Origin of the sequence: Micromonospora sp. NPDC000316, from assembly GCF_042898885.1 — a bacterium.
In the GTDB taxonomy this organism is placed as follows: Bacteria; Actinomycetota; Actinomycetes; order Mycobacteriales; family Micromonosporaceae; genus Micromonospora.
This window is the reverse complement of record NZ_JBIAZG010000001.1, coordinates 887,197-905,790: the sequence shown is the minus strand read 5'-3', so window position 1 is coordinate 905,790 and position 18,594 is coordinate 887,197. Positions and strand designations below refer to the sequence as shown.

Sequence of the window (18,594 nt, the reverse complement as noted above, 5' to 3'; positions counted from 1 at the left end):
CCTGTTCAACTATGTGCGCCCGAAGGGACTCGAACCCCTGACCAACTGATCCGTAGCTAGAGACCGCGGGCTTGCCGGGCCAGCGACCTGCCGACAAGGATGATCGAGGCTAGGGCGGTCACAGTGAGCAGTAGCAGGTACGGCAGGGCGCCGGCGAACCCGTGCAGCAGAGCCTCCCGTAGCGCGGTCACTCCGTACGTCACCGGGTTGATCGCGGCCAACAAGCGTTGCGGAGTTCCCATCGCGTCGATCGGGTAGAACGACGGGCTTGCGAACAGCAGCACCGGCGCAAGGACATTGATCAGGACGGTGAACCGCTGGAAGTCCCGCACCACTGTGGCGAGCAGCAGGTACAGCCCGTTGAAGGCGCACGCCGCGACCAACGCTCCGCACAGCAGGGCGAGCCACCGGTCGGCCGCCCAGCGCCCTTGGAACAGCAGCGCCGTCACCGCGAGCGCGGCCAGCGTCTGGGCGAGCACCAGCGCCGATCCGGCGAGCAGCTTGCCGGCCACGTACTGGCCGCGGGTCAGCGGATAAGACCATAGCTCCAGGGACATGCCGCTCATCCGTTCCTGGAAGAGCGCGGTTCCGGACGTGGTCGCGGCCGCCAGCAGCGAGGAGAACATGAGCGCCGGGACGGCGAAGTCGGAGTACCCGATCTGCTGTCCCCGGTAGGTGACCGTGCCGATCAGGTCGGTCAGGGAGGTGGCGAACAGCGTGATGTAGACCGCTGTCGGCACGATCGCGAGCAGCAGGTTGGTGCGGTTGCGGGTGAGTAGCAGGAACTCCCGGCGCAGGGTCGCGGTCAGGCCGGTGCCGTGCCACACGGGGGCGGCCGGTGCGGTGCTCGTCATCGGGTCCGCACCTCCGGGCGGGTCAGGGCCAGGAACGCGTCCTCGAGCGAGGAGGTAGTCAAAGACACGCTCTCGATCGCCACGTGCCGGTCGGTGAGCGCGGCGATCAGCGCGGGCAGCTGGCGGCGCAGGTCGTCGCCGGCGAGGACGAACACCTCACCGCGGCGGTCGGCGGCCAGTGCGGCGATCCGGGCGCATTCGGCTACCGCCGGCCAGTCTTCCGCCGATGCGGTGCGCAGCTCGGCGGTGACGTGGCCCGCCTCGTCCTTGAGCTGCTCGGGGCTGCCGTCGCGCAGGATCCTGCCGTGCTGCACGACCAGGATCCGTTCGCAGTTGCGTTCCAGTTCGTCCATGTGGTGGCTGGTCCACACCAGGGTCAGGCCGTGCGTGCGGCGCAGTTCGTCGAGTAGGTCCCAGACCCGGCGCCGGCCCTGAACGTCGAGGCCGGCGGAGGGTTCGTCCAGCAGCAGCAGCCGCGGCACCCGCAGCAGCGCGCGTACCACCTGGAGGCGGCGCCGCTGCCCACCAGAGAGCGTGAACACCAGCTCGCCGCTCTTACCGGCAAGGTCGAACTCGTCCAGCAGAGCGGCAGCGCGGGAGCGCACCTTGCGCCAGCTCAGCCCGCGAAACGCGGCGGCGATCCGCAGGTTGTCCTGCACGGTGAGCATCATGTCGAAGGGGCCGCTCTGGTGGACCACGGCGAGGTCGCGTTTCGTCGCGCCGTCGGGGACGGCACCGTGCACCAGCACCTCACCGGATGTGGGTGGCGAGACGCCACATATGAGCTTGATCAGGGTGGTCTTCCCGGCACCGTTGGGGCCGAGCAGCCCGACCGACTGGCCGACCGGCACGCTGAAGGTCATGCCGTCGAGGGCCGGCGCCGTTGCACCTGGATAGATCTTGGTCAGGGCGGCGGCGGTCACCGCGTCCCCGGTCACCGAGCGGCCCGGTCGAATCGGCCGAGCGTCTCGGCGACGGCCCGCACCGCGTCGGCCGAATCCACCTCCGCCAGTGGGTCGCTGGCGCGAACGTGCAGGTGAACCGCCTCCGGCGGCAGCAGGGGCCGGCCGCCCGGGTCGTACCCGCTCTGACTGGCGCTGCCGTACCGTACCCCGACCAGGACGGTCAGCGGCCCGGGCGGCGTGGTGTGCAGGGCGCTCAGCGGCCGCACGGCGGCAGCGGACAACCCGACGACTGTGCCGGCGACGGCGCGTAACTCGGCGGCGATCCGTCCCGGCGCGACCTGGCGCAGGCGCACGCCGGGCGGGGCGGTCGGTGCGTAGTCGCCGACCACCCACACGGTGGCCTCGGTGCGGGCTGCCGGCTCGGGCGGCGGCGCGGGGACCGGGTCGGGCACGCTTGTCACCCGGCCGAGCAGCGCCGCCGCGGGGACCGGCGGGTCGAACAGCGGCTTGTTGTCCCCGGCGGCGATCAGGTGGTCTTCGCGCAGCTCGACCACCCGGTGCACGATGATCGTGTCCCGATGCCGGTAGGCGACCACGTCGCCGGGCCGGATCTGGGGCCAGGTGATCGGTTCGACCGTGACGACGGTGCCCGGCCGGATGGCCGGCCACATGCTCGACCCGGTCACCGGGACGCGGGCCGGCCGGCCGGCGGCCACGGTGCGTGCGATCAGGTCGGCGAACCCGGCGAGCGCCGCCGTCATCGGCCCGGCTCCGCAGCCAGGCCGGTGCCGAGCATGCCCAGTTCGCCCAGGTCGGCGACGAACTGCCGGACGTCCCGGTCGATCATCCGTCGGTCATGCTCGTCCTGCGCCTCGAACTCGACCGCCAGGTCGCGTACCACGTCGTCGATGTCGGCGCCGGTGGCGAGTCTGCGCCAGATCCGCGCGGCGGTCGCGTTCAACGTCTGGAACTCCCCGGTGCCCGGATGGTAAAGACGCACCTCGTCGTCGCCGTCCACCCAGACCACGTCCGGATTCACCCTCAGCACGTCGCCGCTCCCGTCCGCCTGGTCAGCACCGGCAGGGTCCGGCGCCCGACCGCGTCGGCCGGGTCGTCGTCGGTGCGCCAGTCGTCGTACACCGGGTGCACCGCGCCGTCGCGGATCAGCCGGGGAACCGTCATGGTGGCCTCGTGTTCCAGCAGGTCGGCGCCGGAGAAGCCGCTCGAGCGCCAGATGTTGGTAATCATCGAGTGGCGGAGGATCCGGCAGTGGTGCCGGCTGTTGCGGGTGATCGATCCGGATTCGGCGGCGTGGTACGCGCGGCAGCCGCCGCCGCACGCGGCGCGGATGTAGCAGCGCCGGCAGTCGGCCAGGTTGTCGCCCTCGAACACGGTGTTGGTGCGCAGCTGGACCAGCGCCGGGGCGGCGAACACGTCGGCCAAACGCTGGGCGCGCACGTTGCCGGCCTTGTGCAGCGGGCCGTTTACCAGCTTGCACGGGTAGACGTCCCCGAGGGAGTTGATGTAGATCTCGGTGCCGCCGAGGCCGCAGTTGCCCCGGATCGAGCAGGGTTTGACCGCCTTCGGGCCCTCGGTGAGGATCTTCTGGGCCACCGGGTTGGTCCAGGTGAACCGCTGCACGTCGCGGTGGTGCTCCCAGGCGAAGTGCACCCCGTCGTCGGCGCCGCGGCCGATGCCGGTGTGGTTCATCAGCCGCACGTTGCCGAACTCGATGCCGTCCAGGAACGTCATCAGCTGGTCCAGGGCGCCGATGTTGTCCGGCGACACGACGTGGTTGATGTCGGGTTTGACACCGGCGGCGTTGAGCAGGGCCAGCGCCCGGGCGGTACGGGCGAAGGTGCCCTTGCCGCGGGTCCGCTCGTGGACCTCCGCGACACCGCCGTCGAGGCTCACGGTGATCTTGGCGAAGGTGTCGGCCACCCGTCGGGCGGTCGCCTCGTCCGGGATGCGGGTGCCGTTGGTGATGCAGTTGACCCGTAGGCCGCGGGACCGGGCGTGGTCGGCGACGGCGAAGAAGTCCCGCCGCAGCATCGGCTCGCCGCCGGTGAGGATGAGTAAGTCGGCGCCCATGTCGGCGATCTGGTCGACCAGGTCGAGCGATTCGTGCGGCTCCAACTCGCCGGGCAGCTTGCGGGTGGAGGAGGCGTAGCAGTACGGGCAGCGCAGGTTGCACCCGTCGGTGATCGCGTAGTAGACCATCCGCAGCGCCGGTTCGGCGGGCCGTACCCGGGGTTCCCGCCCAGGCAGGTAGACCAGCCAGTTGAGGACCAGCGTCGCCAGTGCCCGTTCGGTCGCGGGCAGGTCGGCCGGGGGCGCGGCGCCGGCCGCGAGCGCACGGAGCACGGCCATCTCCCCGTCGCCGACGACCGCCCACGCCGCGATGCCGGGGTTCTCCACGAGATATCGGTCCCGGCACTGGAAGTAGACGAGGTCGTCCGGAACGACCAGCTCTGACCACAATCCCGAAAGCTGCATGACATGTCCCCCTTTCCATCTTCAGCGGGGGCCACGGACAGCCGTGGCCCCCGCCGGATTGGTTTCGGCCGTGGCTAGTTCGCGTGCCCGGAACCTGCTCCGGCCAGCGCGCCGCAAGCGCAGGCGCAGCCGAGCTGCGCCGCGAAGTCGGCCTTGCGGATGCTGGGCTTCTCCCACCGGATCATGTGAGCCCTCCTTTCGCGTGCTGCGGCCGGGTCACGGGCCACTCCCGTGGGACGCCCCGGCCACGCGGTGAGGGTCGCGCAGAGTATTGGTGCGCTTCCAGAGGGCAAAAATGATGTCTTGACAAGACAGTCGCGCCCGAGGAACGGTGGCGGACGTGCCTCCCGAGATCTCGGTGTCCGTCATCGACGACGACCGGATGCTGCTCGATGGCATAACGGCATGGCTGGCCGCGGCCCCCGACCTGCGCCTGGTCTGCACAGCCGGGACCGTCGACGAGTTCCTCGCCCGCGAGTCGGCCCCGGCCGACGTAGTCGTGCTGGACCTTCTGCTGGCCGACCGCTCCGCGCCGGTCAACAACGTGCGCCGGCTGGTCGTGCGCGACCGGCAGGTACTGGTCGTCAGCGCCGTGCCGTACGTGACGCACGGCGTCGACGTGCTACGGGCGGGAGCGCTCGGCTACCTGACCAAGGACAACGACCTGGCCACCCTCGCCGCCGCGGTCCGCGACGTCGCTCACGGCCGCGTCGCCCACTCGCCGGAGCTGGCGTACGCCTGGTCGCACGATTCCCGACCTGACCGGCCGACGCTGTCACCACAGGAACGGGCCGTGCTGTTGGCATACGCGTCCGGCATGACGCTGACCGCGGCGGCGCGGCGCGTCGGCATCCAGCCGGCCACCGCCCGCCGATACCTGGACCGGGTGAAAGCCAAGTACGGCGAGGCGGGACGGCCCACCTACACCAAGCTCGATCTGGCCAACCGCGCCCGGGAGGACGACCTGATCCAGTAGCGGGTCACCGACCGTCCCACATCAGCTCCACGCAGGTGCCGTCGCCCGGTTCAGAGAACACCTGCGCGAAGCCACCGGCCTCGCGCATCCGCTGTTTGACAGAGCGGCGCAGCCCGGAGCCGGAGGTGGCGCGGTCGGGTGTGAAACCGCGCCCCCGGTCGACGATCCGCACCGTCAGTGTCCGGTCGGTCCAGTCGGTGGTAACCCACGCCCGCCCAGTTGCGGCGTGCAGCGCGACGTTGTTCAGGGCCTCCCGGGTCGCGTCGCCGATCCCGTCCACGACCCGGTCCGGGATCGCGTCCGGCAGCTCCCCGACGAGCAGGTTCACCCGCAGGCCGAACGCGTCGGCGGCCTCGGCCGCGGCGGCCAGCCGAGCGCCGAGCGAGGTAGCCTGCTCGGGGCCTTCCTCGGCAATCAGCCGCCGCACGAAGTCGGCGTCGCGACCGCACCGGGCCCGCACCGCCTCAGTGCGATGGTCAAGACCACCACGGGAGATTGCGGTGAGCGTCGCCAGGACCGTGTCATGCAGCTGGCGGAACTGTCGCAGCCGTTCGGCGAACCGGGCCTGCCCGGCCGCAGCGGCGGTCTCGGCGGCGATCCGCCGGGCCGTGGCGGCGTCCACCGCGTCCGCCTGGGCGGTGAGGTAGCGGCGCATGAAGTGCAGCAGCAGGGCGAACCAGAGGCTGGAGTTGACGTGGTTGAGGAACCCGGACTCCAGGGGCGGCAGCCCGCCGGTACGCAGGGCCGCCGCGGCGAGGGCGGACAGCAACAGGACCGGTAACGCGACGAGCAACCGGGACGGGCTGAACACGGCGCCAGCGAGAGCCGCGGTGCCGAGGGCGAACTTCGCCACCCAGTTGGCGGCGCTCAACTCGAAGCCGTCGCGCAGGTTGGCGTTGATCACGAACAGCAGCACGCAGGTCACAGCGATGTCGAGGATGACGTGCCGGATGGTGAACCAGCCGCGCCGCCAAACCGCGACGCCCAGCCCTGTGTTCCACAGCACCACCGCCACCACCATCGCCAGGTTGAGTGCGGGGCTGCGGTAGTAGTCGGCGCGAGGGGGGCCAAAGCTCGACACTGCGGGCAGGAGATAGCTGGCGCGCTGGGCGAACAGCAGCACGGCGACGAAGCGGAAGGCACGGTCCAGGCCAGGCAGTGTGGCCATGGCGCGGCCATCGACCCAGCCCTGCCGGGCCTCGGTGAAATGCCGTCCGAGACGCGCGAAAAGCCCGCGCACGGGCGGAGCCGCAGCGTCGTCGGAAGCTGCGCTTTCCCTGCCGATCGCGGCCTCGCCCAGAGTGTGCGGACGCGCCTCGCGGAGCGGTGCGGAGCGGCGGCCGATGCTCATGTGAGCATCTTTCATTGACGGCCACGACTGCACAACTATCGGATGTCGATCAAATCTCCTTCGGCTCGGTAGCTCTGAGCGATCCGCCCCGTTCGTCCAGTAATCCTCGACCCGGTCACCGGACCGGCGAAAGCATCCTGCTCACCGAGTGCAGGGCAAGTTGAGTAGACATGAGCGTTGATCTTGGTCATGCACGGAGAGTAAGAAGGTAGTCACAGCCGTGGCTAGACAGAAAGAAGCCCCCTAGCTGCATGCTAGGGGGCTGTTTGTGCGCCCGAAGGGACTCGAACCCCTTACCTTCTGATCCGTAGATTTCCCAAGAGCACTCCGCAGTCGTTCGGCAACACCCGCATCGCTCTGGTCGCCGCGTTCTCGTCAACTGGATCGGTCCGGGCTCGTCCGGAACGGTTCGCCCCGGTGGCTCCCAAACGTGGCTCCCGAGCCAGGCTCTGATCCGTAGCCTCGGCCAGGCCGTCCGGGGCCGTACAACTCAGGTCTCACCGCTAGGCCGCCCATCTCCTGCTGCCGCTCGTTCGTCCCTGGCAGTCCGCGCCCGCTGCTGTTAAGTGTTGCTGTCAGCAAGCACCCGTCCGGACACTGCCAGACAAACCCGGACTCTCGCAGCCGCTAGCTCGTCAAGCTGGGCATCCCGCAAGATCCAACGCTGAGTAAGCGCATCTTCACCCGTGTTTTCGTCAACTTTTGACGTACAGTGTCGTGAGAACGCAGCACAGCCGTAGGGAGACGAGCAATGCTCCTGAGATTCGAGGTCTCCAACCACCGGTCAATCATGCAGCCGGTGGAACTATCCATGATCGCCGTCGATGAGGACCGCCCGGCAGCTCGACCCTTTGAGCTACTCGCGGAGCGGGTTCTCACGGTCGCCGGCATATATGGCCCGAACGCTTCCGGCAAGTCCAACGTGCTTGATGCCTTGACGTGGCTCTCTGAAGCCGTAGGTACGTCGCTAAGGGGTTGGGATGAATTCATCCCGCGTGATCCTTTCAGGTTCGGGGACGGGCCAGGCATGTTCTCATCATTCGAAGTCGAGATGATGGTTGATGGCGTGCGATATGCGTACACGGCGACGCTTGATGATTCCGAGGTGATCTTCGAAGGGCTCTACAGTTATCCTGAGCGCAGGCGCCGCTCCCTTTTCGAACGAGAGGGAATGGAGCTACACCTCAGGAGGGGACTAGGCGCCCTTTCCGGCACCCGTGAACTCATGACACCAACCACTCTGGCGCTATCCGCCGCGATGAGGTTTGACGAGCCAGACGTTCGCTCATTTGGTAGGGCTCTTGCAAATATCGGCGTATTGGGTGTTCGACGTAGGATGCTCGGCCGAAATCGCAGGGCATTCGGACTAGCAACCCATCAGATGCGGCGGCATTCTACTGAAAGGATGTTCTACGACAACTCGGATCCGAATCAGCTGCCGCTATTCAACGAACCTGAGGTAGATCGCCTTAGCAGCCGAGAGTCGGCCTTGGCTCTCCTGCGTTTTGCCGACCTAGGAATTGACGATGTCCAGGTTGTGGAGGAGGGTATCGCGGAATCTGCAGCCTCAGGTCTGGGCACCGCCACAGAAACACGGCGATACCTACGCCTTATTCACCGAGTTGCAGACCAGCATCTTCCCTTCGATCTTTTTGATGAGTCGGAGGGAACGCAAACCTGGTTTAGGCTAATCGGGCCCACAGTTCGCGCCCTGCGTACCGGCCAAACCCTGCTGTTTGATGAGATCGACGCGAGCTTGCATCCCAAACTCTCAGCCAGGCTCTTGGAGTTATTCCAAGACCCCGAGACTAATCCGCGTGGAGCTCAGCTGATCTTCACCACGCATGATACGAGCCTGCTCAACCACCTCAATCGGGATGAGGTTTGGCTGACCGAGAAGGGCTCTGACGGCGCAACCGTCCTTACTGCGTTAGCAGAATACGGTGGCGACAAGGTGCGTCGCTCTTTGAATCTGGAAAAGGCATACCTTCAGGGCAGATTTGGGGCCGTTCCCGAATTCGACCAGCATATCTTGCGTCGGGCACTAGGCCTCACTCCAGAGGGGCGCTAATGGGTCGGGACCGCCAACGAGGAACTACCTCACTAAGGCGAAGAGTTGGTGTACGGAGGCCCCGTAAGACTATAGCCATCTTTTGTGAGGGCGAACGAACGGAGCCCGAATACCTGGAAGCCTTGAAGCGACAACCTGCAGTCCGAGACGTTGCGGCCGTGGATCTGAGGATCGACACTCAGCATCTTGGATCAGTTCCGCTAACGCTTGTCAGGTTAGCCGTCGGGGCAAAAGAAAGGGCGGCTCGCGAAGAAGGCGAAATTGATGAGTTCTGGTGCGTATTCGACGTGGAGTGGCCGACGAATCACCCGGGACTTCGGGAAGCCCTAGAGCTAGCCAGTAGGTATGGCATCCATACGGCAGTTTCGAATCCATGCTTCGAGTTGTGGTTGGCACTGCACTTCCAGGATCATCGAGCCTGGCTCGATAATGATGCTGCACGTCGGCTTCGCCGTTCTCACGACCGTCAAGTCGATAAAGGACTTAAGGGAGCTGATTACATGGCGCACATCCAGCTGGCGGCCAGTCGGGCGGCCGCTCTGGAGCAATGGCATGCGGACAATGGGACGAGATTCCCTCACGACAACCCCTCATCCGGAATGCACCGTCTTATCATCTCCACTACGTTGCCGCCGTCATTTTGATGATCTCCTCGTCGGGCAGTTGCAGACCGTCCAGCCTCCCCGGACGGGGACAAGGTGGAGCGCCCTACCGGACGACCTTGGCCCCGTCCGGGGAGGCTGGTAGCCCTTGTGGTGCCCGGCGAGGTGATCCGCGGCCGATCTTTGAGGAGGGCCGGGGTTCGGGGCGGAGCCCCGAGGTCTTCATGGTCTGGTAGTCCCGAAGCATGGCCGGCCGGCCCGGCCGATGCCGGCCGGAGGTCGCCAGCAGGCCGGGGCCGGGCCGGCGCGGCCCGCTCGCGGGCCGCCTTGATCTGATAGAGCGGAATTCGGCAACCAACTGCTACCGCTGCTACCGCTGCTACCGCTGCTCGGCTGACCGTTTCCGGGTGAGGGTGACCCCGGCGAGGACCAGCGCGATGCCGGCGGCGATCGCGGCGGTGATGGCTTCGTCGAGAAAGAGCCACCCGAGGACCACGGCGACGATGGGCAGGAGGTAGGTGACGACCGATGCAGCGGTCGGGCCTTCGTCATCGATGATGCGGTAGTTCAGGACGTAGGCGGCTCCGGTGCCGAGTACTCCGAGGACCGCGATCACCAAGGATGTCTACGGGCACCTAATGGAGGGCGACCGCCGTTCTGCCGCCGAGGCCATGTCCCGTGCGCTGTTCGGGCAGTAAGGAATCCGGTGGCTCCCAACCTGGCTCCCACCGCCGCTCGAAGCCTGATTCCGGCGGACACGAAAGAACCCCCGACCTTGCCGTTTTGGCTGGTCGGGGGCTTCTTCTTGCTCTGTGCGCCCGAAGGGACTCGAACCCCTAACCTTCTGATCCGTAGTCAGATGCTCTATCCATTGAGCTACGGGCGCTCGTGCTCAGCCAGTCTACACACCCGGCTTTCGCGCGGAGACTCCGGGATTCGAACCCGGGAGGGGCTTTAAGACCCCAACCGCATTAGCAGTGCGGCGCCATAGACCAGACTAGGCGAAGTCTCCCAGGTGGCCCGCAGACCACCGCGCCCGAGGATACAGGTCGCTACCCGCCGGGAGCAAAACGACTTCCAGCGTACGTCCGCCACGACTCCTGCCAAGGGTGTTCCCGGCTGTGCGGCAGCGTGATCGGGACTAGGCTCCATCAATATGCAGGAGCAGCCGCCCAGCGAGCCGACCCGTCGAGAGCCTGCTGACCGAGCGCGGCGGCGCTCTCCGCGGGCGACGTTCACTCCGCCGACGGCCACTGAGCAGCCGGTCGAGAGGGCGACACCTCCTGGGCCGGCAGCGGCCGGTGCCGCACCGGCCGAACAGCGTCCGCGGCGTACCAGGCCCGCCCCGGCGGTGCTGTTCCAGCCACCGGAGCCGGACCGCTCCCTGCCCCGGCAGCCGGCCCGCTCGCCAGGCCTTCCGTCAGACAGCCAGCGAGCCCGGACGGCGGGCGCCGACAAGCAAGCCCCGACATCGGGCGCGAGCGAGCAGGCCCCGACATCGGGGGCCGATCAGGCAGCACCGGTGAGCGGTGCAGTGGCGGACGCCGAACACGCACCCGTCGACCCGCCGGCAGGCGTCGACCACCCCGGCCCAGCAGATGTCGCAGATGAAGCGGGCAGTGCCGATCCGAGCGGCTCGACAGCGCTGACCGCGGATGGGCGAGCGCCCGAGGAAAGCGCGGAACCACCCGCCGGCCCGGTGTCGCGGACGCCGAAGGCCCGCGCCACCCCCGCCCGGAAGGCTCCCGTCCGCAAGAGGACGGGAACGTCGGCCGACACCACGGCACCGCCGCCGCCCAAGCAGCCCGCAGCAGCCAAGCGAACCGTTCCGAGTAAACGAGCCGCACCCTCGGCGACCCCCGTCGAGCGCGCCGAGAAGGTGACCAAACGCGCGGCAACCCCCCGCAAGACCGCCGCGCCGAGGAAGGCCGTGGCAGCGCCCGAGCAGCCGCAACCGGACGCCCAGACGCCTCTCGCCACCACAGGCAGCGATGCCACCACAGACAGCGAGGCGTTCACCCCGCAGGCCGCGCACGAGCGGGCGCTGACTCTGGGGCGTACCCCCGAATTGGATTTGCGGGCGGTGACTGCCCGCGTGCTCGACCACCCGGGTTTCGCGCCGGAGTTGCTGGCCCCGGCGGCGGTGCGGGCGCTCGGGCCCGGTGCCGCCGAGTGGGCCGAGCAACTTCGGGCCCGCTACCCGGATGCCCCGGCGGACGGGCTGGCCCGGCTGGCGACCCGGCGGTTCGTTGGTGCGGCCGCTGCGGGTGGTGCGACGGCCGCGCTGGCCGGGTTCTTCGCGCCGTTGGCCGAGTTGGCCTCGGTGCTCTGGGCCCAGTCGAACCTGGTGCTGCACCTGGCTGCGGCCTACGGCCGGGATCCGGCGCATCCCGACCGGGCCGTGGAGTTGCTGGTGCTGACGCATGTGCATCCGGACCCGGCGAGCGCGCGTGCCGCGCTGGATGCCGCGCAGGCAGCCGGCGATCCGGTGGAGGAGGCGTGGCCGAGGGCTGCGGAGGCCGCGTGGCGGCTGGCCGCGCCGCTCACCGCGCAGGCCGGCGGCTGGGTTGCGTTGCGGCTGGCGGCCCGGCTGCTGCCGGGTGCGGCGGTGCTCGCCTCGGCGCTGGGCGACTCGGCGGCGGCCGACCGTCTCGCGGCGCGGGCGGTGGCCACCTACAGGCCGCGTCAGAGCCAGTCGAACCACTCGCGGGGCAGCAGCGCGTAGCCGACGAACGCGAACACGTCGAGCAGCGTGTGCGCGATGATCAACGGCATGACCCGCCGGGTACGCAGGTAGAAGAGGCTGAACACGACGCCCATCACGGCGTTGCCGACGAACGCGCCGAAGCCCTGGTAGAGGTGGTAGGAGCCGCGGAGCAGCGCGCTGGCCGCGATGATCGTGGCGAGCCGCCAGTGGAGTTGGCGCAGCCGCGTGACCAGGTAGCCGACCACGATCACCTCCTCCAGCACGGCGTTCTGGATGGCGGCGAGGATCAGCACCGGGACGGTCCACCAGAGGTCCGGCAGCGCGGCCGGCACCAGCGTGGCGTTGATGCCGAGCTGGGCCGCGACCCAGAACAGCGCCAACCCCGGCAGGCCGATCAGCGCGGCCAGGCCGACGCCACGGGCCACGTCCTGGCCGGGCCGCCGGGCGTCCAGGCCGAGGGTCCGCGCCGGGTCGCCGGGATCGCGGCTGAGCAGGTGTACGGCGAGCAGCACGGGCAGCAGCGCGAAGACGATGCCGAGCAGCTGGTACGTCAGGTCCAGCCAGGGACGGGCCGACGCCGAGGTGTTCAGCGAGGCAGTCTGCTTGGAGAGCGGCCCCTCGGCGGTCAGCTTCGCGATGATCGAGACCACCGCGTAGACCGCTGACTGGCCGAGGGACAGGCCGAGGACCAGCAGCGTCTCGGTCCCCAACACTCGACGGGACACCGGGCGGGTCAGCTCAACGGTCACCGCACCACTCTGCCCGACGGACGGCACCGCAGGCACGGCCGACCGGCCGGCGTGAACCGATCGCACATTCTGTGCGACCGGTCGACACGCTCCGTGGACATTCTATGAGCGCCCGATCCGCTGCCGTCTGGGGAAGGAGCACCGGTGGACAATGTCGCGCGGTTGCTGAAGGAGAGCTGGACCCTGGTCGAGGAGGACCGGGAGCGGCTCAGCGGCTACTTCTACGCACGGCTGTTCCTGCTCGACCCGGCCCTGCGGCAGCTCTTCCCGGTGCAGATGTCGGGTCAGGGCGACCGCCTGCTGGAAGCGATCATCACGGCGGTCCACACGGTGGACGACCCGGAGAGCTTCGACGAGTTCCTGCGGGCGCTGGGCCGGGACCACCGTAAGTACCACGTCGACGACAAGCACTACGCGACGATGGGCGTCGCGCTGCTGGACGCGCTGCGCACCACCGCCGGCGACGGCTGGAACCTGGAGTACGACCAGGCGTGGCGGGACGCGTACGCGGCGATCGCGGCGAAGATGGTGGCCGGCGCGGCCGACGACGACAACCCGCCGTTCTGGCATGCGGAGGTGCTGACCCACGAGCGGTACGGCCCGGACACCGCCGTGTTGACCTGCCGGGCGTTGCAGCATCCGCTGTCATGGCGCGCCGGCCAGTACGTCAGCCTGGAACTGCCCCGCTATCACCCGAGGGTGTGGCGCACCTACTCGGTGGCGAACGCCCCGAACGACGACAACGTGCTCGAATTCCACGTCCGGAGCTCCGGCGCGGGATGGGTGTCCGGGGCGCTCGTCCGCCGGGTTCAGCCTGGGCACCTGCTGCGGCTGGCGGCACCGATGGGTTCGATGACCCTGGACCGCTCCTCCGAGCGGGACATCCTCTGCGTGGCCGGCGGGGTCGGGCTGGCGCCGATCAAGGCCCTGGTGGAGGAGTTGGCGACCTACAACCGGACGCGCTGGGTGCACGTCTTCTACGGGGCACGGCAGGCGGCGGACCTGTACGGGCTGGCCGCGTTGCAGGAGTTGATGGCCGTACACCCGTGGTTGTCGGTCACGGCGGCGTGCAGCGACGACCCGGACTTCGACGGCGAGTTGGGCGACATCCCGGACGTGGTGGCCCGGTACGGCCCGTGGACGACGCACGACTGCTATGTCTCCGGTTCGGCCCGGATGGTTCGGTCCACGCTGCGGGTTCTGGCCGCGGACGAGGTGCCGCCTCCGAACATCCGCTACGACACATTCGGTGACCTGTAGACGTTCCTCCCCCCATGCCGGGGCGCGTGCCCCTGCCCCCTGGGGCACGCGCCCCGGCCCCCGTTCCCGCTCAGCGCCCGGCCAGGCGCTCGGCTCAGTAGCGCCAGGGTCGCCCGGTCTCCCGGTATTCCTCCACCGGCACCAGCGGCACGCCCGGTGCCATCCGGTCGACGTAGAGCCGGCCCTCCAGGTGGTCGATCTCGTGGGCGACGAGCCGGGCCATGCCGAACTCGAACGACGTGATGACCCGACTGCCGTCCCACTGGGCGTGCTCCACGTCGAGGCGCAGCGGCCGGGGCACCAGACCACGGTGGTCGAAGAAGGAGAGGCAGCCCTCGTACTGCTCGTCGGTCTCCGGGTCGGCGTCGACCACCCGAGGGTTGAGCAGGATGACCGGCTCCGCCGACCGGTCGGGAGGTCGGACGGCCGCCGCCGCCCGGCCGATGCCGAGCTGCGGGGCGGCGATGCCCACCCCCTTGCTGAACGGGTGCAACTCGTCGAGCCGGGCCAGTGCCGTGGTGAGCCGGTCGACGATCTCCCGGGCCACCTGCTCCTCGGCGGGCAGGTGGAACTGCCGGACGCGCTGCCGGAGGAGGTCGTCGCCGCGTTGGACGATGCCGAGCCCTCGCATCCGATCGCTGGGTCGGACCCGGATGCCACCGGGGCCGACGTCCGGGTCGGTGTCCGGGCGGGACCGGAAGCGCCACTGCATCCGGTAGCGGGCGTTCAGCGGCGGGTCGTCGGTGTGCCAGTCGAAGAGCGCACGGTCGCCCTCGTCGTGGCGCTGCGGCGCCGTCCGCAGGGGGCCCTCCTCCGCCGAGAGCGAGGTCTCCACGCCCCAGACCTGTGGGTCGAGCGCCGCCGGCAGGTCCAGGCGTACGGCGAGCTGCCGGGTGGGCAGCCGGACGGCCCGCTGGAACCAGGGGCCCCACTTCTCCTTGCCGACGCTGTACGCGTACTCGATGGTGGCCCGGTCACCGGGGTAGAGCGGGAAGCGCCGCTCACCGTTCTCGAACAGCAGCCAGATCTCCTTGAACGCGTCCCTGTCGTGTTTCGCCCGCCAGTGCATCGGCTCCGGGTCGCCGCCGCTGTCGTACCGGCGGGCCTGCAGTTGCAGTTCGGCGAAGGTGAGGGGGTGCTCGCGGTGGTGCCGGTTGGAGCGTCCGGGGTCGTTCGGGTAGCGGTCGACGGCGACGCGTACCAGGTAGCGGGTGACCGGTTCGGTGCCGGCGTTGTAGAGCTCGCGGCGGATGACGCACCGGTAACCCTCGTCGGTGTGGGTGAGGGTGGCCAGTTCCCGCTCCACGACGAGGCCGGTGCCGGGTGGCAGCCACTGGCCGGGCAGCGAGGGCTCGCGGTGCGGTTGGCCGGTGCGGGCGTGCCGGAGATTGTCATACTCCCGGAAACGCTGCCAGATCGCGCCGCTGGCCTCCAGGACGGCCTCGGCGCGGCGGGCGAAGTCCTCGGTCGGGCGGTGCCGGCGCCCCTCGACGTGGCTTACGTAGGACGGGTCGAACCCCATGAGGACGGCCAGTTGCTTCTTGGAGAGCCCGCGCCCGGTCCGCTGCCGGGCAAGCTCGGCCGCGAAGGAGTCGGCAGCCCGTTCGAGGGGGGATGTCGTCATCGTCGTCCTCGTGGCCGGGAGTATCATCTTCACGTTCTGTGGCCGAACGCACACTCATCTGGCAACTTGACGACACTCCGCTTGACAATCTCTCGGCGGCTCGCCGGGGTGTTTCGGCGTTTTCGAGGGCCCGTGCCGGGTAGTACGCGAAGCGCGGAGCATCCGCTTCCGCCGGGAGTCGACCCGATGTGACAGGGGCCTCCCGCTCCGATCGAGGTGAGGCTTCCCTTACTCGGTACGCGTGGTTAGGCTAGCCTTAGCTTGGACGCACTGATGTCCGCCGGGCACGCCTCGGCCACGCAGACAGGGGATGACACGGTGACAGCGGTGATGCCGAGGCGGGACATGTCCGCCGCGCCGCTCGCCCCCGTCACCGCGACCCTTCGGGCCATGTTCGGCACCGACGACCTCCCCGGGCTCGCCCGCGGCCTGCTTGTCGACGACGAGTTCGGTTGGGCACCCGCGACCACCCTTATCGACGGCACCCGGCTGCCGGAGCTGCTGCACGCGGCAAGCGTCCGCTGGCGCGGCACACCGCACGCCTGCGCCGCGCTGGCCTGGAAGTCCTACAGCTACTGGACGGCGCTGCCGGTCGTGCTCGGCTGGGCTTCGGCTCGGCGGGTTCCGCTGCTCGACCCGTCCGACGTGCTGATCCACTTCGAGGACCACCGGCCCCTGATCACACTCGGTCTGCGCCGCAGCACCACCGTGGCCGTGCTGCCGAACGACCCCTTGGCGGTGGCCGGCCTCCCTCAGGTACGCGTCGTCGCCGACGAGACGGCACTGCTGGGCGAGCTGCGCGCCTCACTACTCGACGCGCACCTGGCACCGCTCATCACGGCGATCCAGTCTGAAGTTCGGGTGGGCACCCGGACACTGCTCGGTTCGGTCGCGTCCGGCATCTCGCACGGCCTCCTGCGGGCCGCCGACGCGTTGCCCGGCCCGACGGTGCAGAACATCGAAACGGTGCTCGGGGCGCTCGATCTGGCTGACCTGGTCGAGCTGGTGCCCGGGCCGGCCGGCGAGCCGACGGTGCAGCGGCGCACCTGCTGCCTCGCCTTCACGCTGCCCAGCCCGAAGGTTTGCCAGGGCTGCTGCGTCCGCCAGCCCTGACCCCGCTCAGTCGGTAAGCGGCCGGACGTCCCACACCCACACACCGCCTGTGAACACCGGCTGGATCCCGGTCAGCTCGGTCATCCCCCGACGCAGCGCATCCTCGTGCTCCTGGGGCCCGAGAATGACCGCGCCGGCCCGCCAGTAGCGCAGGTCGTCGATCGCGCTCACCCGGTCCTGCGGGGTGATCGGCGGCACCGCGCCGGTGCGCCGGATGGTGGCGAAGAAGCTGCTTGTAGCGCGCGGCGGTGCGCTGAACAGCGCGACCTTCGGCGGATCCGCGCTCGGGCGGGTGTCCGGGCCGAGGAAGTAGCCCCGGGCCAGCGGCATGTCCAGCCGGGTGGCCGCCGACCAACGCAGCGGCTCCGCGTAGGTGGTGTCCGGCAGCGGCAGGGTCACCACACTGCGCCCACCGGCCACGTAGGGGCGCCAGGCTCCGCTTGTCACGAATGTGGGGACCGGGTCGAGACGGACAACGGGCAGCGGGGTGGGCAGGATCGGCAGCAGGGCCATCGTCAGCACTGTGGCGGTGGCGAAGCGGATCTGCCGCCGGGCCGTCGGGTGTGCGGCAGCCAGCTCGCGTACGCGCTCGGCGCCGTAGGCGAGCAGCACACCGATGATCGGGGTGATCGCCAACGCCCAGCGGGTCGGCACCACCGAGTGCAGGATCGGCAGGTTCTCCAGCGCGGCCCACGGCCCCGGCACACCGGTGCCCCGACCGGCGAAGCGGATCTCCCGACCGAGCGAGAGCACCGCGAAGAGCAGACCGAGCCCGGCCAGCGCGAGCACCACCACCGAGCGCCGCATCCACCAGACCACTGCGACCACAAGCACCAGCAGGGACCAGCCGAAGAAGCTGTTCTCCTCGGTCGGGTTCTTGGCCAAACCCGCGGCGGTGCGTGGGCTGCCGGCCAGCGACTCCCTGGCGTACGCGACAAACGAGGCGAGGTCGCTGGAGTAGCCGCGGATCAGGCTGGACAGCCCGGAGTACGCGCCGGGGCCGAAGAACTGCACATACAGCGGGTACGCCAGCAGCAGGGCGGCGACTCCGGCTGCCACGGCCAGGCCGGCGAGGAAGGGCCGTGCCCGCGACCGCAGGGCCGGGCGACCGATGGCGAGCGCCACGACGACCACGCCGAGCCCGATCGCGGTCATCAGCAGGATCTCCAGGTTGAGGAACGCCTGCCAGACGATCACCAGGGCGAGCAGCACCCCGTTGCGCAGCCAGCGACCGGGCTCGGCGAGCCGCAGCGTCCGCCAGATGATCAGGGGGACGACGAACTGCGACACGATGTTCGGGTGCGCGTTGGCGTGCGACACCATGGCCGGCGCGAAGGCGCAGAAGCCCGCGCCCAGCCACGCCGGCCCGCGAGCGCCGATGAGGACGCGGGAGAGCAGGAAGTACCAGGCGGTGGCGGTGGCGATCATCCCCAGTGTCAGGAAAAGCAGGAACGCCGCGCGTGGTCCCAGCAGCAGGGTGACAGGCGTCATTGGCAATGAAATGGATAATACGGACGTATTAGCCATGAGGTTGACGCCGTCGGGCACGTTCATCTGGCCGGAATGGAATGGATACACGAATTGCGTGACGACCCGCGCACCGTGCGCCATCATCCATTCGAACTGCGACTGGTCGGTGCGGTTGTCGCGCACCCCACTGCCCGGGTCCAACCAGAGGCGCCCGGTGACCCAGAAGGCCAGTGCCACGAAGCTCAGCACGGCAGCCAGGTCGACCCGCTTCCCGTTACGACGCAACCGATCGCCGCCAGCCCTCTCCACCGACGACACGGTGGCCGGGCCGTCGCTCGGCACGTCCGGTTCGGGAGTAGTCATGACAATTCATAGGGTAGTCAGCGCATGGCTCTGCCGTGACATGTTTCGGGGTA

General features: G+C 69.2%; 17 protein-coding genes and 2 tRNA genes. 6 read left to right on the top strand and 13 right to left on the bottom strand.

Annotated features, from left to right (window positions below):
• Nucleotides 1-56: 56 nt before the first annotated feature.
• The 6 genes from ACFY2Q_RS04320 to stsA all read right to left on the bottom strand — a co-directional run bounded on the left by ACFY2Q_RS04320 (nucleotide 57) and on the right by stsA (nucleotide 4,440).
• Nucleotides 57-854, bottom strand: coding sequence for an ABC transporter permease (locus ACFY2Q_RS04320; RefSeq protein WP_387127442.1), 798 nt, complete (start codon nucleotides 852-854; stop codon nucleotides 57-59).
• Nucleotides 851-1,792, bottom strand: coding sequence for an ABC transporter ATP-binding protein (locus ACFY2Q_RS04315; protein ID WP_387127440.1), 942 nt, complete (start codon nucleotides 1,790-1,792; stop codon nucleotides 851-853). The genes ACFY2Q_RS04320 and ACFY2Q_RS04315 overlap by 4 nt, the downstream gene beginning before the upstream one ends.
• On the bottom strand, nucleotides 1,789-2,520 hold the full coding sequence (locus tag ACFY2Q_RS04310; RefSeq protein ID WP_387127438.1) for a signal peptidase I: 732 nt from the start codon (nucleotides 2,518-2,520) through the stop codon (nucleotides 1,789-1,791). Before ACFY2Q_RS04310 ends, ACFY2Q_RS04315 begins: the two co-directional genes overlap by 4 nt.
• Nucleotides 2,517-2,807: a PqqD family protein gene (locus ACFY2Q_RS04305; RefSeq protein ID WP_387127436.1), complete on the bottom strand. Its 291-nt coding sequence runs from the start codon at nucleotides 2,805-2,807 to the stop codon at nucleotides 2,517-2,519. The genes ACFY2Q_RS04310 and ACFY2Q_RS04305 overlap by 4 nt, the downstream gene beginning before the upstream one ends.
• Nucleotides 2,801-4,255, bottom strand: a complete 1,455-nt coding sequence (gene stsB / locus ACFY2Q_RS04300) for a StsB family radical SAM/SPASM domain sactipeptide maturase (protein WP_387127434.1) — start codon at nucleotides 4,253-4,255, stop codon at nucleotides 2,801-2,803. Before stsB ends, ACFY2Q_RS04305 begins: the two co-directional genes overlap by 7 nt.
• Before the next feature lie 74 nt (nucleotides 4,256-4,329).
• Entirely contained in the window at nucleotides 4,330-4,440 is a 111-nt protein-coding gene (stsA, locus tag ACFY2Q_RS04295) for a StsA family sactipeptide RiPP (protein WP_387127432.1), read from the bottom strand.
• A 155-nt stretch (nucleotides 4,441-4,595) separates the two neighbouring features.
• Between stsA and ACFY2Q_RS04290 the strand changes: the two genes are divergently transcribed.
• Nucleotides 4,596-5,231 (top strand): response regulator, encoded by a 636-nt coding sequence (locus ACFY2Q_RS04290; protein WP_387127430.1) that lies wholly within the window; start codon nucleotides 4,596-4,598, stop codon nucleotides 5,229-5,231.
• A gap of 4 nt (nucleotides 5,232-5,235) precedes the next feature.
• On the opposite strand, the gene ACFY2Q_RS04285 is transcribed toward ACFY2Q_RS04290, so the two are convergent.
• Complete coding sequence (locus ACFY2Q_RS04285) at nucleotides 5,236-6,399, bottom strand: sensor histidine kinase (protein ID WP_387127428.1); 1,164 nt, start codon at nucleotides 6,397-6,399, stop codon at nucleotides 5,236-5,238.
• 934 nt (nucleotides 6,400-7,333) lie between these two features.
• Between ACFY2Q_RS04285 and ACFY2Q_RS04280 the strand changes: the two genes are divergently transcribed.
• Both ACFY2Q_RS04280 and ACFY2Q_RS04275 read left to right on the top strand, forming a co-directional pair.
• The gene (locus ACFY2Q_RS04280) at nucleotides 7,334-8,653 is read left to right on the top strand and encodes an ATP/GTP-binding protein (RefSeq protein ID WP_387127426.1); all 1,320 of its coding nucleotides are present in this window, start codon (nucleotides 7,334-7,336) and stop codon (nucleotides 8,651-8,653) included.
• The gene (locus ACFY2Q_RS04275) at nucleotides 8,653-9,297 is read left to right on the top strand and encodes an RloB family protein (protein WP_387127424.1); all 645 of its coding nucleotides are present in this window, start codon (nucleotides 8,653-8,655) and stop codon (nucleotides 9,295-9,297) included. The genes ACFY2Q_RS04280 and ACFY2Q_RS04275 overlap by 1 nt, the downstream gene beginning before the upstream one ends.
• Nucleotides 9,298-9,634: 337 nt before the next feature.
• Here the strand turns inward: ACFY2Q_RS04275 and ACFY2Q_RS04270 are convergent, their stop codons facing one another.
• The 3 genes from ACFY2Q_RS04270 to ACFY2Q_RS04260 form a co-directional block, all read right to left on the bottom strand.
• Nucleotides 9,635-9,871, bottom strand: a complete 237-nt coding sequence (locus ACFY2Q_RS04270) for an EamA family transporter (RefSeq protein ID WP_387127422.1) — start codon at nucleotides 9,869-9,871, stop codon at nucleotides 9,635-9,637.
• A 197-nt stretch (nucleotides 9,872-10,068) separates the two neighbouring features.
• Nucleotides 10,069-10,141, bottom strand: a tRNA-Arg gene (locus ACFY2Q_RS04265).
• Nucleotides 10,142-10,176: 35 nt separating this feature from the next.
• Nucleotides 10,177-10,267: transfer RNA gene (locus ACFY2Q_RS04260), tRNA-Ser, on the bottom strand.
• Between the two features lie 918 nt (nucleotides 10,268-11,185).
• On the opposite strand from ACFY2Q_RS04260, the gene ACFY2Q_RS04255 reads away from it, so the two are divergent.
• A complete protein-coding gene (locus tag ACFY2Q_RS04255) occupies nucleotides 11,186-11,980 on the top strand; it encodes a hypothetical protein (RefSeq protein ID WP_387127420.1) in 795 nt (264 codons plus the stop codon).
• On the opposite strand, the gene ACFY2Q_RS04250 is transcribed toward ACFY2Q_RS04255, so the two are convergent.
• The gene (locus ACFY2Q_RS04250) at nucleotides 11,941-12,711 is read right to left on the bottom strand and encodes a CPBP family intramembrane glutamic endopeptidase (RefSeq protein ID WP_387127418.1); all 771 of its coding nucleotides are present in this window, start codon (nucleotides 12,709-12,711) and stop codon (nucleotides 11,941-11,943) included. The genes ACFY2Q_RS04255 and ACFY2Q_RS04250 overlap by 40 nt on opposite strands.
• A 144-nt stretch (nucleotides 12,712-12,855) precedes the next feature.
• Here ACFY2Q_RS04250 and ACFY2Q_RS04245 point away from each other — a divergent pair, with 144 nt between their 5' ends.
• Nucleotides 12,856-13,971 (top strand): globin domain-containing protein, encoded by a 1,116-nt coding sequence (locus ACFY2Q_RS04245; RefSeq protein ID WP_387127416.1) that lies wholly within the window; start codon nucleotides 12,856-12,858, stop codon nucleotides 13,969-13,971.
• 94 nt (nucleotides 13,972-14,065) lie between these two features.
• On the opposite strand, the gene ACFY2Q_RS04240 is transcribed toward ACFY2Q_RS04245, so the two are convergent.
• Nucleotides 14,066-15,595 carry a peptide deformylase gene (locus ACFY2Q_RS04240; protein ID WP_387127414.1) on the bottom strand — a complete coding sequence of 510 codons (1,530 nt, stop codon included), beginning with the start codon at nucleotides 15,593-15,595 and terminating at the stop codon, nucleotides 14,066-14,068.
• Nucleotides 15,596-15,925: 330 nt separating this feature from the next.
• Here ACFY2Q_RS04240 and ACFY2Q_RS04235 point away from each other — a divergent pair, with 330 nt between their 5' ends.
• The gene (locus ACFY2Q_RS04235; RefSeq protein WP_387127609.1) at nucleotides 15,926-16,708 is read left to right on the top strand and encodes an IucA/IucC family C-terminal-domain containing protein; all 783 of its coding nucleotides are present in this window, start codon (nucleotides 15,926-15,928) and stop codon (nucleotides 16,706-16,708) included.
• 6 nt (nucleotides 16,709-16,714) lie between these two features.
• Here the strand turns inward: ACFY2Q_RS04235 and ACFY2Q_RS04230 are convergent, their stop codons facing one another.
• Nucleotides 16,715-18,541, bottom strand: coding sequence for a hypothetical protein (locus ACFY2Q_RS04230; RefSeq protein ID WP_387127412.1), 1,827 nt, complete (start codon nucleotides 18,539-18,541; stop codon nucleotides 16,715-16,717).
• Nucleotides 18,542-18,594: the final 53 nt, after the last annotated feature.